Origin of the sequence: Halomonas sp., assembly GCF_031581305.1 — a bacterium.
Classification (GTDB): Bacteria; Pseudomonadota; Gammaproteobacteria; order Pseudomonadales; family Halomonadaceae; genus Halomonas.
The window spans coordinates 16,212-33,592 of sequence record NZ_JAVLBC010000008.1 but is presented as its reverse complement, the minus strand read 5'-3'; the positions used below and the strand labels follow the sequence as shown (position 1 = coordinate 33,592).

13 protein-coding genes and 4 tRNA genes are annotated in these 17,381 nt (G+C 63.3%); all 17 read left to right on the top strand.

Annotated features, from left to right (window positions below):
• Positions 1–392 precede the first annotated feature (392 nt).
• On the top strand, positions 393–1,376 hold the full coding sequence (locus tag RI841_RS01755; protein ID WP_310703804.1) for a biotin--[acetyl-CoA-carboxylase] ligase: 984 nt from the start codon (positions 393–395) through the stop codon (positions 1,374–1,376).
• The gene (locus tag RI841_RS01750) at positions 1,373–2,212 is read left to right on the top strand and encodes a type III pantothenate kinase (RefSeq protein ID WP_310703803.1); all 840 of its coding nucleotides are present in this window, start codon (positions 1,373–1,375) and stop codon (positions 2,210–2,212) included. The genes RI841_RS01755 and RI841_RS01750 overlap by 4 nt, the downstream gene beginning before the upstream one ends.
• Before the next feature lie 116 nt (positions 2,213–2,328).
• Positions 2,329–2,412, top strand: a tRNA-Tyr gene (locus tag RI841_RS01745).
• 49 nt (positions 2,413–2,461) lie between these two features.
• Positions 2,462–2,535, top strand: a tRNA-Gly gene (locus RI841_RS01740).
• 29 nt (positions 2,536–2,564) lie between these two features.
• Positions 2,565–2,639: transfer RNA gene (locus RI841_RS01735), tRNA-Thr, on the top strand.
• Positions 2,640–2,790: 151 nt separating this feature from the next.
• Positions 2,791–2,866, top strand: a tRNA-Trp gene (locus RI841_RS01730).
• A 72-nt stretch (positions 2,867–2,938) separates the two neighbouring features.
• Positions 2,939–3,307 (top strand): preprotein translocase subunit SecE, encoded by a 369-nt coding sequence (gene secE, locus RI841_RS01725; RefSeq protein ID WP_310703801.1) that lies wholly within the window; start codon positions 2,939–2,941, stop codon positions 3,305–3,307.
• 8 nt (positions 3,308–3,315) lie between these two features.
• Positions 3,316–3,849, top strand: coding sequence for a transcription termination/antitermination protein NusG (nusG, locus tag RI841_RS01720; RefSeq protein ID WP_310703799.1), 534 nt, complete (start codon positions 3,316–3,318; stop codon positions 3,847–3,849).
• 242 nt (positions 3,850–4,091) lie between these two features.
• On the top strand, positions 4,092–4,523 hold the full coding sequence (gene rplK / locus RI841_RS01715) for a 50S ribosomal protein L11 (RefSeq protein ID WP_310703798.1): 432 nt from the start codon (positions 4,092–4,094) through the stop codon (positions 4,521–4,523).
• 2 nt (positions 4,524–4,525) lie between these two features.
• A complete protein-coding gene (rplA, locus tag RI841_RS01710; protein WP_310703797.1) occupies positions 4,526–5,218 on the top strand; it encodes a 50S ribosomal protein L1 in 693 nt (230 codons plus the stop codon).
• Positions 5,219–5,477: 259 nt separating this feature from the next.
• Complete coding sequence (rplJ, locus tag RI841_RS01705) at positions 5,478–5,981, top strand: 50S ribosomal protein L10 (RefSeq protein WP_310703796.1); 504 nt, start codon at positions 5,478–5,480, stop codon at positions 5,979–5,981.
• A gap of 90 nt (positions 5,982–6,071) precedes the next feature.
• Complete coding sequence (gene rplL / locus RI841_RS01700; protein ID WP_310703795.1) at positions 6,072–6,443, top strand: 50S ribosomal protein L7/L12; 372 nt, start codon at positions 6,072–6,074, stop codon at positions 6,441–6,443.
• 230 nt (positions 6,444–6,673) lie between these two features.
• Positions 6,674–10,753, top strand: coding sequence for a DNA-directed RNA polymerase subunit beta (gene rpoB / locus RI841_RS01695; RefSeq protein ID WP_310703794.1), 4,080 nt, complete (start codon positions 6,674–6,676; stop codon positions 10,751–10,753).
• Positions 10,754–10,840: 87 nt separating this feature from the next.
• Positions 10,841–15,058, top strand: a complete 4,218-nt coding sequence (rpoC, locus tag RI841_RS01690) for a DNA-directed RNA polymerase subunit beta' (RefSeq protein WP_310703793.1) — start codon at positions 10,841–10,843, stop codon at positions 15,056–15,058.
• Between the two features lie 153 nt (positions 15,059–15,211).
• Positions 15,212–15,586 carry a 30S ribosomal protein S12 gene (gene rpsL / locus RI841_RS01685; RefSeq protein WP_071943783.1) on the top strand — a complete coding sequence of 125 codons (375 nt, stop codon included), beginning with the start codon at positions 15,212–15,214 and terminating at the stop codon, positions 15,584–15,586.
• A 119-nt stretch (positions 15,587–15,705) separates the two neighbouring features.
• Positions 15,706–16,176: a 30S ribosomal protein S7 gene (gene rpsG / locus RI841_RS01680; RefSeq protein ID WP_310703792.1), complete on the top strand. Its 471-nt coding sequence runs from the start codon at positions 15,706–15,708 to the stop codon at positions 16,174–16,176.
• 33 nt (positions 16,177–16,209) lie between these two features.
• The coding region (locus RI841_RS01675) for a GTP-binding protein (RefSeq protein WP_310703805.1) at positions 16,210–17,381 on the top strand (1,172 nt) is incomplete at its 3' end.

The window sequence follows — 17,381 nt, the reverse complement described above, 5'->3', positions numbered from 1 at the left end:
GGGTCTTTTCATGTGCGTCAGCCAAACGGACGTGATGTCAGGGCCTTCCCCTGGAGAGTAGCGGAGCGCCGCCCCCCGGAAGCCCGGCGCAGTCATCGTCAGGCACTCATTCAGAAACCCCGGCCATTGGTCGGGGTTTCGTCGTTCCGGGGGCCTCCCCATGAAGCGTCGCGGAGCGCCGCCCCCCGGAAGCCCGGCGCGATCATCGTCAGGCACCTATCCCGAGAAACCCCCGTGTTCGCAAGAGCACGGGGTTTTTTCATTTCAGAATCCCCAGCTTCAATGAGTCTGGAGGTTCTTTCGTTCGGCGGTAGGACTTTCGGGGTGCAGTTCAGTTCCCGGGGGCTTGCTGCATCCGCTAGAATGTGACATTTCCCGTCAGGGGCATGAGCATGACCATCGGTGACCTGATCCGCCTGTTGAGCGATGGCGAGTTCCACTCCGGCGAGCAGCTGGGTGAACGGCTGGGTGTGTCGCGGGCAGCAGTGTGGAAGCAGTTGCGCAAGCTGGAGTCCCTGGGTATTCCCATGGAAGCGGTCAAGGGCCAGGGATATCGCCTGGTCGAGCGCCTGGAATTGCTGGATGGCAGCACCATTGTGGCTGGCCTCTCGCGAGAGGCACGCCTCCACCTGACGCGTCTGTTCGTCGAGGAGAGCCTGCCCTCCAGCAACGCCTTTCTTCAGGAGCGCTTCTCCCAGGGAGCTGGGCATGGTGAAGTCTGCCTGGTTGAACAGCAGAGCGAGGGGCGCGGGCGTCGTGGTCGCCTCTGGGTGACTCCCTGGGGACGCACCCTGATGCTCTCGATCGGCTGGCGAGTCGAGGCAGGGGTGGCGTCCCTTGAAGGCATGAGCCTGGCCCTGGGGGTCGCCCTCGCCAGGGTGCTCGAGCGCCATGGTGTCCGACCTCGCCTCAAGTGGCCCAATGATGTGTTGCTGGAGGGTGATGAAGGAAGGCTCGGCAAGCTGGCGGGCATCCTGGTGGAGGTCAGCGGTGATGCCGCGGGTCCCTGCGAGGTAGTGGTGGGCATGGGCATCAACGTCGACCTGCCGGCGGCGTTTCGCGAGGGCATCGGCCAAGCCGTCGCGGCGGTCCATGACCAGGCCCCGAGCCTCTCGCGCAATGCCCTGGCCAGCGAGCTGCTGGATGAGTTGCTGCCCCTTCTGGCGGGATTCGAGCAGCAGGGTTTTGCTGCCTGGCGTGACGACTGGAACGCCCGACATGCGTTCGACGGCTGCGAGGTGGAGGTCCTGCAGCGAGGCGAGCGTGAGTCAGCGGTCGCCGGGGAGGTGGACGAGGCCGGTAACCTCTGGGTGCAGCAGGCGGGAAGGCCGGTGCGGCTTTCCGGCGGCGAAATCAGCGTGCGGGGACGCGCATGATCCTGGACCTCGATATCGGCAATACCCTGTCCAAGTGGCGACTCAAGGACGCCGACAGCAGCGAGATCCGATCCCGCGGAGCGGTCTGGACGCGTGAGGAGTGGCGCCCGGGGGCGGATATCCCGGACCTCGACGTGGTCGAGGCGGTGCGTATCTCCAGCGTGGCGCGCAAGACCGTGCTGGAGGAAACGGTAGGGCTGTTGCGCCGCCGAGTCGGCACCGTCCATGTGGCGCGCTCGACCGCCGAGGCGATGGGAGTTACCAATGGCTACGAGGAGCCCGGTCGGCTGGGGGTCGATCGCTGGATGGGTGCCTTGGCGGGCTATCAGCTGGCCGGCGGCTGCTGCGCGGTAGACTGCGGCAGCGCCATTACGGTAGATTTCGTGCTTCCCGGCGGACGCCATTTGGGTGGCTACATACTGCCCGGACTTCGGCTGATGAAGGAGAGCCTGAAGCTCGGCACCCGCAATGTGGCCATCGACCCGGACAGCGAGGCAGAGGAGCTGCTGGAGCCCGGCAGGCGTACCGTCGAGGCAGTCAACCATGGCATCTACATGGCGGCAGTGAGTGCCGTCAATCGCATCTACAGCGAGGTATGTGACCAGCAGGGAGTGGCGCTGCCGATGCTGCTGACCGGCGGCGATGCTCGGGTGGTGTCGCGGGGCATCCAGGTGCCCCATGCGGTCTGGCCGGACATGGTCTATGGCGGGCTGGAGGCCTGCTACCCCTTGACCGCAGCCGAGCGGGCGGGGCGTATGTCCGGGGCGCCGAGGGTGCCCGCACCGGTGACGCTGGAAAAGATACGCGCGGCGCTTGCATTCTCGATGTTGCTTTGACACAATGCGCCGCGTTCCGGACAAGCGCGGTCGACAAGACAGACGCGCGGGATCAAGAGGCAAAGAAAACAGTCACTTGACACCGGAAGCAAAGGCGGTAGAATGTATCGCCAGTTGGAGGGGTTCCCGAGTGGCCAAAGGGAGCAGACTGTAAATCTGCCGCGAAAGCTTCGAAGGTTCGAATCCTTCCCCCTCCACCAGGTTCAGCCGCACCCGATGCGTCGAGTGATGGCAAGCAAGAGTGGGTCGGCGGGCATAGTTCAATGGTAGAACCTCAGCCTTCCAAGCTGATGATGCGGGTTCGATCCCCGCTGCCCGCTCCAGGTATCAGTGCCTGATGCCACAAGGTTGCGCTCATGTAGCTCAGGGGTAGAGCACACCCTTGGTAAGGGTGAGGTCGACGGTTCAAATCCGTCCATGAGCTCCATGTCGAAAAGACGAGCCGCGGCTCGTCTTTTCTTTTTCTCCCTCGTGATGGTCTCGTGCGGAGAAAGGGTTGCTAGGGAGAGTAGCTTTCGCTATCATGGCGCCCGCTGTCGTAAAGGCCACCTGCAAAGGGTGGTCGCGGAAGCAGATACAGGCCAGTAGCTCAATTGGCAGAGCAGCGGTCTCCAAAACCGCAGGTTGGGGGTTCGATTCCCTCCTGGCCTGCCAGTCTTCCCCAGGCTGGCAGTATGTCATATACTTTCATGTTTCGATTGCCGCGCCCTGAGGAGTCTCGTTTTCATGAAGCATAACGCCGAGGTGCAGGAGTCGCGCCACGACGGGCTCAAGTGGGCGGTTGTCGTCACTCTGCTGGTTCTTGCCGTGGTCGGCAACACCTACTTCGCCGACCAGGCGCTCCTCTATCGTGTGCTCGGTGTCGTCGTGCTCAGTGTGGCGGCGGCGCTGGTGGCGCTGACCACGACCAAGGGTCGTGATCTGGTCGAGCTCGCCAGGAGTGCGAAGAAGGAAATCCAGCGCGTCGTCTGGCCGACTCGCCCCGAGACCGTGCAGACCACCGTCATCGTGCTGGTCGCCGTGCTGGTGGTCGGGCTAATGCTCTGGCTGATCGACACCCTTCTTGGCTGGGCGATGTCCGGCGTCATCGGTTAGGAGTTTTCATGTCCAAGCGTTGGTATGTCGTCCACGCCTATTCCGGCTTCGAGAAGCATGTCATGCGCTCGCTTATCGAGCGCGTGAAGATGTATGGCATGGAAGATCGCTTCGGCGAGATCCTGGTGCCAACCGAAGAGGTCGTCGAAGTGCGTGACGGCAAGCGTCGCAAGAGTGAGCGCAAGTTCTATCCCGGCTACGTGCTTGTCGAGATGGAGATGGATGACGAGACCTGGCACTTGGTCAACGAAACCCCGCGCGTCATGGGTTTCATCGGTGGCACCAAGGAGAAGCCGGCCCCCATTTCCCGCAAGGAAGCTGATGCCATCCTCAGTCGAGTGAAGGATGGCACCGACAAGCCGAAGCCCAAGACGCTGTTCGAGCCGGGTCAGTCGGTGCGCGTCATCGATGGCCCCTTCGCTGACTTCAATGGCGTCGTCGAAGAGGTCAATTATGACAAGAGCCGAGTGCAGGTCAGCGTGCTGATCTTTGGCCGCTCCACGCCCGTCGAGCTGGAGTTTGCACAGGTCGAGAAGGAATAATAACCTTCCGGCCCTTTCTGTTTCGTGGCAGCTGCCTGCGGGTGGCTGTATAACCCGGGGAGCCGCAAGGGGAGTGCTGAACAAATTGACGAGCAGGATGAAGCGCAAGGCACCCGCAGCGCAGACACCGGAGCCTATGCAGTACTAGGTGAGGATGTCGAGCAGCGCGTAACGCAGCGATTCACCCGCGCAGACATTTGTGCAGTGCTTTCCGAGGCGCTACTACCCAACTGGAGTCCAACATGGCCAAGAAAGTACAGGCTTATATCAAGCTGCAGGTGGCAGCTGGCAAGGCCAATCCGAGTCCCCCCGTGGGCCCCGCGCTGGGTCAGCACGGTGTCAATATCATGGAGTTCTGCAAGACGTTCAACGCAGCGACCCAGGAGATTGAGCCGGGCCTGCCGACGCCGGTGGTCATCACCGTCTACTCTGACCGCAGCTTCACCTTCATCACCAAGACCCCGCCCGCGGCGGTCCTGCTGAAGAAGGCAGCCGGCATCAAGTCCGGTTCCGGCGAGCCGAACACGACCAAGGTCGGGACCGTGAACCGCGAGCAGCTTGAAGAGATTGCCAAGACCAAGGAGCCTGATCTGACGGCTGCCGATCTCGACGCCGCGGTACGTACCATTGCCGGTAGTGCCCGCAGCATGGGCCTGAACGTGGAGGGTCTCTGATCATGGCCAAGCTTACCAAGCGCGCACAGCAGATTCGCGAGAAGGTCGACGCCAACCGGACCTACTCCCTCGACGAGGCCGTGGCCCTGCTCTCCGAGCTGTCCACCGTCAACTTCAAGGAATCCCTGGACGTTGCCGTCAACCTGGGCGTTGACCCGCGGAAGTCCGACCAGGTCGTGCGTGGCGCTACCGTCATGCCCAACGGTACCGGCAAGGACGTGCGTGTCGCAGTCTTCACCCAGGGTGCCAACGTTGATGCCGCCAAGGAAGCCGGTGCCGATATCGTCGGCATGGACGACCTGGCCGAGCAGGTCAAGAAAGGGCAGCTGGACTTCGACGTGGTGATCGCCTCGCCGGATGCCATGCGTGTCGTCGGCCAGCTGGGCCAGATCCTCGGTCCGCGTGGCCTGATGCCGAACCCCAAGGTCGGCACCGTGACGCCGGATGTGGCCACTGCCGTCAAGAATGCCAAGGCCGGCCAAGTGCGCTTCCGTACCGACAAGAACGGCATCATCCACACCACGTTGGGCAAGGTCGACTTCGATGCGTCTGCTATCCAGGGCAACCTGGAGGCGCTGGTCGCCGATCTGAAGAAGCTCAAGCCGAGCACGTCCAAGGGTATTTATTTCAAGAAGGTCACCCTGTCCACCACCATGGGTCCGGGGCTGACCATCGATCATTCCGCCTTGGTCTGATCGGGCGGTGATCGAGACGATTGCAGGAACTTTGCGGTCCCCGTGCCGGGCTGTCCTCGCCGGCGGGGCATCGTCAAAGACCGCAGGTGCCGTGCCTCTTGCGAGAGCGGCTTAATCTTCCTCCGGGAAGGCCTGCGCAGATGGTGTGGCCGCCAGCTATCTGGTGAGCACCATCACCCAGGACTCCCGACCTCCGGTCGGGAGAGATGGTAACCACCGGAACACTCTCGCGAGGTTCCGGCACGAAGGAGTGATCACTGTGCCACTAGCACTTGAAGGCAAGAAGGCAATCGTTGCCGAGGTCAGTGAAGCGGCCAAGGATGCGCTCTCCGTCGTAGTTGCCGACTCTCGTGGCGTCGCAGTCAGCGCGATGACCGACCTGCGCAAGCAGGCCCGCGAGAGTGGCGTGCAGATCCGTGTTGTCCGCAACACCCTGGCACGCCGCGCCCTGTCCGGAACTCCCTGGGAGATTCTGGATGAGACCTTCTCCGGTCCGACCATGCTGGCCTTCTCCTACGAGCACCCGGGCGCTGCCGCCCGTCTGTTCAAGGAGTTCGCCAAGGGTCAGAAGGAGTTTGAGGTCAAGGCGCTGGCCTACGAAGGCGAGCTGATCCCGGCAAGCGACATCGACCGTCTGGCTAGTCTGCCGACCTACGATGAGGCGATCGCCAAGCTGATGTCCGTCATGAAGGAAGCGTCCGCCGGCAAGCTGGTCCGTACCCTCGCGGCGCTGCGTGACCAGAAGCAGGAAGAGGCCGCCTGATCGGCGAACTCTTGCGCTCAGCCTGAATCGAACATTGAATCCCCGAGCCATCGCGATGCCGAGGCTCCCGCAAAGTTAGGAATCTAGACAATGGCACTGACCAAAGAAGACATCATCAACGCCGTCGCCGACATGTCCGTCATGGAAGTGGCCGAGCTGATCGAGGCCATGGAAGAGAAGTTCGGTGTCTCTGCCGCCGCTGCCGTCGTGGCTGGCCCGGGTGGCGGTGAAGCCGCTGCCGAGGAAGAGCAGACCGAGTTCGACGTCGTGCTGACTGGCGCCGGCGACAAGAAGGTTAACGTGATCAAGGCGGTCCGCGAGATCACCGGCCTGGGCCTCAAGGAAGCCAAGGGTGCCGTCGACGGCGCGCCGGCGACCATCAAGGAAGGCATGTCCAAGGACGACGCCGAAGAGGCAAAGAAGAAGCTGGAAGACGCCGGCGCGAGCGTGGAGCTCAAGTAACCCTTGTGCCCATGGCTTCACGCGCTGCGTAAGCTTCCACGGCTGGTGGCGGGACACCCGCTGCCGGCCTTTTTCTGTTGTCACTAGCCGGTGCCCTCGGGCCACCGCTAGCCGAACTCCGACGGCGAGCCTCCTGGTGGAGGCTTGCCGTCAGCGCCTGACGGAGCCTTATCCGTCGGGTGACGCCGACACGCATCGGTCACCCATGGTGAACAAGCTGGGGAATACAGATGGCTTACTCATACACTGAGAAAAAACGCATCCGCAAGGATTTCGGCAAACTGCCCCAAGTGATGGATGTGCCCTACCTGCTGGCCATCCAGCTTGATTCCTACTACGAGTTTCTCCAGCAGGATCGCTCACCCGAAGAACGCCTGGAAATCGGCCTGCATGCCGCCTTCAAGTCGGTCTTCCCGATTGCGAGCTTCTCCGGCAACGCTGCCCTGGAGTATGTCAGCTACCGTTTCGGCACTCCGGCCTTTGATGTCAAGGAGTGCCAACTGCGTGGCGTCACCTATTCGGCCCCCCTGCGCGTCAAGGTTCGCCTGATCATCTATGACAAGGACTCGTCGAACAAGGCGATCAAGGACATCAAGGAGCAGGAAGTCTATATGGGGGAGATCCCCCTGATGACCGAGAACGGTACCTTCGTCATCAATGGTACCGAGCGCGTCATCGTCTCCCAGCTGCACCGTTCGCCCGGCGTGTTTTTCGACCATGACAAGGGCAAGAGCCACTCCTCCGGCAAGCTTCTCTATTCTGCCCGGGTGATCCCCTACCGCGGTTCCTGGCTCGACTTCGAGTTCGATCCCAAGGACAGCGTCTTCGTGCGCATCGACCGCCGCCGCAAGCTACCGGCCACGGTGCTGCTGCGCGCCCTGGGCATGAGCGCCGAGGAGATCCTCGACGAGTTCTTCGAGCTCAGCACCTTCCATATCGAGAAGTCCGGCTTCTCCGTGGAGCTGGTGCCCTCGCGCCTGCGCGGTGAGACGGCCACCTTTGACATCAAGGACAGCGACGGCAACGTCATCGTCGAGGAAGGCCGCCGGATCACCCAGAAGCACATCCGCCAGCTGGAAAAGACGGGTCTCGAGCGCCTCGACGTGCCGATGGACTACCTGTTCGGCAAGACCCTGGCCAAGGATCAGGTCGACCCCAACACCGGCGAGCTGATCTGCCCCTGCAATACCGAGATCACCCCCGAGCTGCTGGAGAAGATCGGCCAGGCGGGCATCACCACTCTCGAGACGCTCTATACCAACGACCTCGACTGTGGTCCCTTTATCTCCGATACCCTCAAGCTGGACACCACCGGGTCCCGGCTCGAGGCGCTGGTCGAGATCTACCGCATGATGCGTCCTGGCGAGCCGCCCACCAAGGAGGCTGCCGAGACGTTGTTCAACAATCTGTTCTTCAGCGAGGACCGCTACGACCTGTCGGGCGTCGGTCGCATGAAGTTCAACCGCCGCCTGCGCCGCGACAGCGATACCGGGTCTGGCGTTCTCGATCAGCAGGACATCCTCGATGTGCTGCGCGAGATGATTGCGATCCGCAACGGCTTCGGTGACGTCGATGACATCGACCACCTGGGCAACCGTCGCATCCGCTGCGTCGGCGAGATGGCCGAGAACCAGTTCCGCGTGGGGCTGGTGCGCGTCGAGCGTGCGGTCAAGGAACGTCTCTCCATGGCAGAGAGCGAAGGCCTGATGCCCCAGGACCTGATCAATGCCAAGCCCGTGGCGGCAGCGGTCAAGGAGTTCTTCGGCTCCAGCCAGCTCTCCCAGTTCATGGATCAGAACAATCCGCTCTCCGAGGTCACCCACAAGCGCCGCGTCTCCGCGCTCGGCCCGGGCGGCCTGACCCGGGAACGGGCCGGCTTCGAGGTTCGTGACGTTCATGCCACTCACTACGGTCGCTTGTGCCCGATCGAGACGCCGGAAGGCCCGAACATCGGCCTGATCAACTCCCTGGCCACCTATAGCCACACCAACAGCTACGGTTTCCTGGAGACGCCGTATCGCAAGGTCGCGGACGCCCAGGTGACAGACGATGTGGTCCACCTTTCGGCCATCGAGGAGGGTGACTTCGTCATCGCCCAGGCCTCCGCCACCGTGGATGAATCGGGCAAGTTGGTCGACGACCTGGTGCAGGTGCGCCATCGCGGCGAAACCACCTTCATGCGTCCCGAGCAGGTCACCTTGATGGACGTCTCGCCGCGCCAGGTGGTCTCCGTGGCCGCGGCGCTGATTCCGTTCCTCGAACACGATGACGCCAACCGCGCCCTGATGGGGGCGAACATGCAGCGTCAGGCCGTGCCGACCCTGCGCGCCGACAAGCCGCTGGTGGGTACCGGTATGGAGCGTTTCGTGGCGCGTGACTCCGGCGTCTGCGAGGTAGCGCGTCGCGGCGGGGTGATCGACTCCGTGGATGCGCGGCGCATCGTGGTGCGCATCAACGAGGACGAGATCATCGGCGGCGAGGCCGGCGTTGATATCTACAACCTCACCAAGTATCTGCGCTCGAACCAGAACACCTGCATGAACCAGCGGCCCATCGTGCGCCCCGGCGACACCGTGGCGCGTGGTGATATCCTGGCGGATGGTCCCTCCGTGGACATGGGCGACCTGGCGCTGGGTCAGAACATGCGCATCGCCTTCATGCCGTGGAACGGCTACAACTTCGAGGACTCCATCCTGCTCTCCGAGCGGTCGGTCCAGGAAGATCGCTTCACCACCATCCATATCCAGGAGCTGACCTGCGTCTCCCGCGACACCAAGCTGGGGCCGGAGGAGATCACCTCCGATATTCCCAACGTCGGCGAATCGGCGCTGGGCAAGCTGGACGAGGCCGGGGTGGTCTATATCGGTGCCGAGGTCGGCGCCGGGGACATACTGGTGGGCAAGGTGACGCCCAAGGGCGAAACCCAGCTGACGCCGGAAGAGAAGCTGCTGCGCGCCATCTTCGGCGAGAAGGCGTCCGACGTGAAGGACACCTCCTTGCGCGCTCCCACCGGCATGACCGGGACCATCATCGACGTTCAGGTCTTTACCCGCGACGGCGTGGAGAAGGACTCCCGGGCGCTCTCCATCGAGCAGATGCAGCTCGACGAGGTGCGCAAGAACCTCCAGGAGACATACCGCATCGCCGAGGATGCCACCTTCGAGCGTCTCAAGCGCACCCTCTCCGGCCAGGTCGTCAACGGCGGCCCCAAGCTGAACAAGGGCGATGTGCTTTCCGACAGCTACCTGGAAGAGTTGCCGCGTCAGCAGTGGTTCAAGCTGCGCCTGCAGGACGAGGCGTTCAATGAGCTGCTGGCTCAGGCCGACGAGCAGTTGGAGAATCGTCGCAAGGAGATGGACGAACGCTTCGAGGACAAGAAGCGCAAGCTCACCCAGGGCGACGACCTGGCGCCCGGCGTGCTGAAGATCGTCAAGGTCTACCTGGCGATCAAGCGCCGCCTGCAGCCAGGCGACAAGATGGCCGGCCGCCACGGCAACAAGGGTGTCATCTCGGCGATCATGCCGGTCGAGGACATGCCCTTCGACGACCAGGGTGAGCCTATCGACGTGGTGCTCAACCCGCTGGGCGTGCCCTCGCGGATGAACGTGGGCCAGATTCTCGAGACCCACCTGGGCATGGCGGCCCGCGGCCTCGGGGTCAAGATCGAGGGGCTGCTGCGCGACGCCCGCGACCAGCAGGTGGCCGAGATCCGCGACTTCCTGGGCCAGGTCTACAACACCACTCAGGGGACGCGTGTCGAGGATATCGACTCGCTCTCCGATGAGGAGGTCATCGCCCTGGCGAAAAACCTCAAGGGCGGCGTACCGATGTCCACGCCGGTGTTCGACGGTGCCCAGGAGCACGAGATCAAGCATCTTCTGCGTCTGGCCGACCTGCCGGATTCGGGCCAGATGACCCTCTACGACGGCCGTACCGGCGATGCCTTCGATCGGTCGGTGACCGTGGGCTACATGTACATGCTCAAGCTCAACCACCTGGTGGATGACAAGATGCATGCCCGCTCCACTGGCTCCTACTCCCTGGTCACCCAGCAGCCGCTGGGCGGCAAGGCGCAGTTCGGTGGTCAGCGTTTCGGCGAGATGGAGGTCTGGGCACTGGAAGCCTATGGCGCGGCCTACACGCTCCAGGAGATGCTCACTGTCAAGTCTGACGACGTGGAAGGGCGTACCAAGATGTACAAGAGCATCGTGGACGGCGACCACGTCATGCAGGCGGGCATGCCGGAATCCTTCAACGTGCTGGTGAAGGAAATCCGCTCGCTGGGCATCGATATCGAACTGGAAAGCTGAGGCTGCATCGCCTGCGCTTCACAGAATGACGGTCCGCGGGGGCGGCAACGCCCCCGCCCATGACAACTCCGCAACGGAGCCGACCCCATGAAAGATTTGGTGAAAGTCCTCAAATCGCAGTCTCAGTCCGAAGAGTTCGATGCGATCAAGATCACGTTGGCCTCGCCAGCGCTGATCCGCTCCTGGTCGTTCGGCGAGGTGAAGAAGCCGGAGACCATCAACTACCGCACCTTCAAGCCGGAGCGTGACGGCCTGTTCTGTGCCAAGATCTTCGGTCCGGTAAAGGACTACGAGTGTCTGTGCGGCAAGTACAAGCGCATGAAGCATCGTGGCATCATCTGCGAGAAGTGCGGTGTCGAGGTGACCAAGGCAGCCGTGCGTCGCGAGCGCATGGGGCACATCGAGCTGGCCTCGCCGGTCGCCCACATCTGGTTCCTCAAGTCCCTGCCGTCACGCATCGGCATGTTCCTGGACATGACCCTGCGCGATATCGAGCGCGTGCTCTACTTCGAGAGCTTCATGGTCATCGATCCGGGCATGACCACCCTCGAGCGCGGCCAGCTGCTCAACGACGAGCAGTACTTCGAGGCCCTCGAAGAGTTCGGTGACGACTTCGATGCCCGCATGGGGGCCGAGGCCGTCCAGGCGCTGCTCAAGGACATCGACCTCGACGAGGAGATCGGTCGCCTGCGCGAGGAGATCCCGCAGACCAACTCCGAGACCAAGATCAAGAAGCTCTCCAAGCGGCTCAAGCTGCTCGAGGCCTTCCAGGGCTCGGGCAATGACCCGGCGTGGATGGTCATGGAGGTGCTGCCGGTGCTGCCGCCGGACCTGCGTCCGCTGGTGCCCCTGGATGGCGGCCGTTTCGCGACCTCGGATCTCAACGATCTGTACCGTCGCGTGATCAACCGCAACAACCGCCTCAAGCGCCTGCTCGATCTCAACGCGCCGGACATCATCGTGCGCAACGAGAAGCGCATGCTGCAGGAGTCGGTGGACGCGCTGCTCGACAACGGTCGTCGCGGCCGGGCCATCACCGGCTCCAACAAGCGCCCGCTGAAGTCGCTCGCCGACATGATCAAGGGCAAGCAGGGCCGCTTCCGTCAGAACCTGCTGGGTAAGCGCGTGGACTACTCCGGCCGCTCGGTCATCACCGTCGGCCCGACCCTGCGCCTGCACCAGTGTGGCCTGCCGAAGAAGATGGCGCTGGAGCTGTTCAAGCCGTTCATCTACTCCAAGCTGCAGTCGCTGGGTTATGCTTCCACCATCAAGGCGGCCAAGAAGATGGTCGAGCGCGAGACGGCGGAGGTGTGGGACATCCTCGCCGACGTCATCCGTGAGCACCCGGTGCTGCTCAACCGCGCCCCGACCCTGCACCGCCTCGGCATACAGGCCTTCGAGCCGCTGCTGATCGAGGGCAAGGCGATCCAGCTGCACCCGTTGGTATGTGCCGCCTACAACGCCGACTTCGACGGTGACCAGATGGCGGTCCACGTGCCGCTGACGCTGGAAGCCCAGCTCGAGGCGCGGGCGCTGATGATGGCCACCAACAACGTGCTGTCACCAGCCAACGGTGAGCCGATCATCGTCCCCTCCCAGGACGTGGTGCTGGGTCTCTACTACATGACTCGCGAGCGCATCAACGACAAGGGCGAGGGCATGGTGTTCTCCGGCCTCGACGAGGTGGAGCGTGCCTACGGCACCCAGTGCGTGTCGATGCATGCCCGCGTCAAGGTGCGACTCGACGAGATGGACATCGACGAGGAGACCGGCGAGAAGAGCCATCATCGCCGGATCTATGACACCACCGTGGGTCGTGCGCTGCTGTTCCGCATTCTGCCCGAGGGCGTGCCTTTCGATCTGGTCGACCAGCCGATGAAGAAGAAGGCCATCTCGGCGCTGATCAACGAGGTCTATCGCCGCGCCGGCCTCAAGCCGACGGTGATCTTCGCCGACCAGCTGATGTACACCGGCTTCCGCCTGGCGACCTGGTCCGGCGCTTCCATCGGCGTCAACGACTTCGTCATCCCGGACGCCAAGGCCGAGATCGTCGAGGGTGCGGAGGACGAGGTGAAGGAGATCGAGGACCAGTTCTCCTCTGGCCTCGTTACCGCCGGTGAGAAGTACAACAAGGTCATCGACATCTGGGCCCGGGCAAACGACCAGGTGGCCAAGGCGATGATGACCGGGATCTCCAAGGAGACCGTGGTGGATCGCGAGGGCAAGGAGGTCGAGCAGGACTCCTTCAACAGCGTCTTCATCATGGCCGACTCCGGTGCCCGGGGTAGTGCCGCTCAGATTCGCCAGCTGGCGGGCATGCGGGGTCTGATGGCCAAGCCGGATGGCTCGATCATCGAGACGCCGATCGTCGCCAACTTCCGCGAGGGTCTGAACGTTCTCCAGTACTTTATCTCGACCCACGGCGCGCGTAAGGGCCTGGCGGATACGGCCCTCAAGACGGCCAACTCCGGTTACCTGACCCGTCGACTGGTCGACGTCGCTCAGGACATGGTGATCACCGAGCCCGATTGTGGTACCGAGTACGGCCTGACCCTGCACCCGGTCATCGAGGGCGGTGATATCATCGTCTCCCTGGCTCAGCGCGTGCTGGGTCGTGTGGTTGCCCAGGACGTCATCGACCCGGCGAGCGACGAGGTGTTGATCCCGCGCGGCACGCTGCTCGACGAGAAGTGGTGCGCCGAGCTCGACACCATGGGCGTCGACGAGATCGTGGTGCGTTCGACCATCACCTGCCAGACCGCCCACGGCGTCTGCTCGGCCTGTTACGGCCGCGACCTGGCGCGGGGTCACCAGGTCAACATCGGCGAGTCGGTGGGCGTCATCGCCGCGCAGTCGATCGGCGAGCCGGGCACCCAGCTGACCATGCGGACCTTCCACATCGGTGGTGCGGCTTCGCGGGCCTCTGCGGTGGACAGTGTCCAGGTCAAGCACGGCGGCAAGGTGCGCCTGCACAACATCAAGTACGTTGAGCGCAGCGACGGCAAGCTGGTGGTGGTATCCCGCTCCAGTGCCCTGGCCGTGGCCGACGATCACGGCCGCGAGCGCGAGTACTACAAGCTGCCCTACGGGGCCGAGCTGGACGTGCGCGACGGCGACAGCGTCGAGGCCGGCCAGGCGGTGGCCAAGTGGGATCCGCACACCCACCCGATCATCGCCGAGGGCGAGGGTCAGGTGCAGTACAGCGACCTCGACGAGGGCGTTACCATGCACCGCAGCGTGGACGAGATGACCGGCCTCTCTTCCATCGAGGTCATCGAGTCGGCGGCGCGTCCCATGGCCGGTCGCGACAAGCGTCCGATGATCCAGCTGACCGATGCGGCCGGCGAGCCAGTCACCGCCTCCGGCTCCGACACCCCGGTGCAGTATCCGCTGCCCGGCAAGGCGATCATCACCGTCGACAACGGCTCGTACATCGGTGTCGGTGAGGTCGTGGCCCGTATCCCGGTAGAAGCCACCGGCAACAAGGACATCACCGGGGGTCTGCCGCGCGTCGCCGATCTGTTCGAGGCGCGCAAGCCCAAGGAGCCGGCAATCCTCGCCGAGATCAGCGGCGTGATCAGCTTCGGCAAGGAGACCAAGGGCAAGCGGCGCCTCACCATCACGCCGGAAGACGGTGATCCCTTCGAGATGCTGATTCCGAAGTGGCGCCAGATCGCGGTCTTCGAGGGCGAGTCGGTCGAGAAAGGCGAGGTGATCTCGGACGGTCCGAGCAACCCGCACGATATCCTGCGTCTGCTGGGCATTGCCGAACTGGCCAAATACATCACCACCGAGGTGCAGGACGTCTATCGTCTGCAGGGCGTGGGCATCAACGACAAGCACATCGAGGTGATCGTGCGTCAGATGCTGCGCAAGGTGGAGATTACCGATGCCGGCGACAGCGACTTCATCCCGGGCGACCAGGCCGAACTGGCGCGTGTGCTCGAGCAGAATGCCCGCCTGGCGAAGGAAGAGAAGTTCCCGGCGAAGTACCAGCGGTTGCTGCTGGGGATCACCAAGGCCAGCCTGGCCACCGAGTCGTTCATCTCCGCGGCCTCCTTCCAGGAGACCACGCGGGTGTTGACCGAGGCGGCGGTCACCGGCAAGCGCGACTACCTGCGAGGCCTGAAGGAGAACGTGGTGGTGGGGCGCCTGATCCCGGCCGGTACCGGCCTGACCCATCACGCGGAGCGCCGCCGCAGGCGTGAAGACGCCGAGCGGCTGCTCCACCCGTCGGCCTACGACGTCGAGCAGGAGCTGGGCGCCCAGCTCACTGCCCTGGACTCGGACGACGACGAGATCTGACACCCGCGTTTCGGCACTGCGCCTCCTTCGGGGAGGCGCAGTGCTTGACGACGCGCCGTGTCAGCCATTAGAATGCGCAGCCTTTAACAGTGGGGTGGGTGCGCCCGCACCCGCTGGGAAGGCAAGGCAACCCATTGGAGTCAGCTACACACCATGGCAACGATCAATCAGCTCGTGCGCAAGCCGCGCAAGCGCCAGGCCGCCAAGAGCGACGTGCCTGCGCTGCAGGCCTGTCCGCAGAAGCGCGGCGTCTGCACCCGCGTCTACACCACTACCCCGAAGAAGCCGAACTCTGCACTGCGTAAGGTGTGCCGTGTTCGCCTGACCAACGGCTACGAGGTCTCCTCGTACATTGGCGGTGAAGGCCACAACCTCCAGGAGCACTCCGTGGTCCTGATCCGCGGCGGTCGCGTCAAGGACCTTCCCGGTGTGCGCTATCACACCGTGCGTGGCGCCCTGGACACCTCCGGCGTGCAGAATCGTAAGCAGGGCCGTTCCAAGTACGGCACCAAGCGGCCGAAGGTCTGACCGGCCGCGGAACGCAGCAGTCACCCCATTTTGACCACGGTCTGATAAGAGTAAGGTCGAGCGCTGCCGCTGGCAGGAGTCTCGGGTTTACCTGAAGGATCCTTTGATGAGGGCTTATCATGCCTAGAAGAAGAGTAGCGGCCAAGCGCGAGATCCTGCCGGATCCCAAGTTCGGAAGCGAACGCCTGGCGAAGTTCATGAACCACCTGATGATCGGCGGCAAGAAGTCCGTAGCTGAGCGTATCGTCTATGGTGCGCTGGACAGGGTTGCCGAGCGTAGCAAGGAAGAGCCGCTGGAGATCTTCGACAAGGCGCTGGAAGCCATCCAGCCCATGGTCGAGGTCAAGTCTCGCCGCGTTGGCGGCGCGACCTATCAGGTGCCCGTAGAGGTACGTCCCTCGCGTCGTCATGCGTTGGCCATGCGCTGGCTGGTCGATGCGGCCCGTCGCCGTGGTGAAAAGACCATGGTGCTGCGCCTCGCTGGCGAGATGCTCGATGCCGCCGATGGCAAGGGCTCCGCGGTGAAGAAGCGTGAAGATGTGCACCGCATGGCAGAGGCCAATAAGGCCTTCTCTCACTACCGCTTCTAATACACGCATCGCCAACCACAGGGGAGTTCCACCGTGGCTCGCAAGACTCCACTAAAGCGCTATCGCAACATAGGCATCGTGGCGCACGTCGATGCCGGCAAGACCACCACGACCGAGCGCGTCCTGTTCTACACTGGTCTGTCCCACAAGGTCGGTGAGGTCCATGACGGTGCCGCCACCATGGACTGGATGGAGCAGGAGCAGGAGCGTGGTATCACTATCACCTCCGCGGCGACCACCTGCTTCTGGCAGGGCATGGACAAGCAGTTCGACGAGCACCGCATCAACATCATCGACACCCCGGGGCACGTCGACTTCACCATCGAGGTGGAGCGTTCCCTGCGGGTGCTCGACGGTGCCGTGGTGGTGCTGTGTGGTTCGTCCGGCGTACAGCCCCAGACAGAGACCGTCTGGCGCCAGGCCAACAAGTATGAAGTGCCGCGCATGGTGTTCGTCAACAAGATGGACCGCACCGGTGCCGACTTCTTCATGGTCGTCGACCAGCTCAAGCAGAAGCTGGGTGCCAACGCCGTTCCGATTCAGATCAACTGGGGCACCGAGGACGAGTTCAAGGGCGTCATCGACCTCATCCAGATGAAAGCGATCGTCTGGGATGAGGACAACCTCGGCATGAATTATGAGCTCGTGGACATTCCGGCGGATCTCCAGGAGACGGCGGAGAAGTACCGCGAGGAGATGGTTGAGGCGGCTGCCGAAGCCTCCGAAGAGCTGATGGACAAGTACCTCGAGGAAGGTGAGCTCACCATCGAGGAGATCAAGGCCGGCCTGCGTCGTCGCACCCTGGATAACGAGATCGTGCTGGTCACCTGCGGCTCCGCCTTCAAGAACAAGGGCGTCCAGGCCGTGCTGGATGGCGTCATCGAATATATGCCGTCGCCCACCGAGGTCAAGGCCATCGAGGGTGAGCTGGACGACAAGGATGGCACCATCGCCACTCGCGAGGCGGACGACAAGGCGCCCTTCGCCGCGCTGGCCTTCAAGATCGCCACTGATCCCTTCGTCGGCACCCTGACCTTCATCCGCGTCTACTCGGGCGTGCTGAAGTCGGGCGACAGCGTCTACAACTCCGTCAAGGAGAAGAAGGAGCGTGTCGGCCGTATCGTCCAGATGCACGCCAACTCCCGCGAGGAGATCAAGGAAGTGCTGGCTGGCGATATCGCCGCCTGCATCGGCCTGAAGGACGT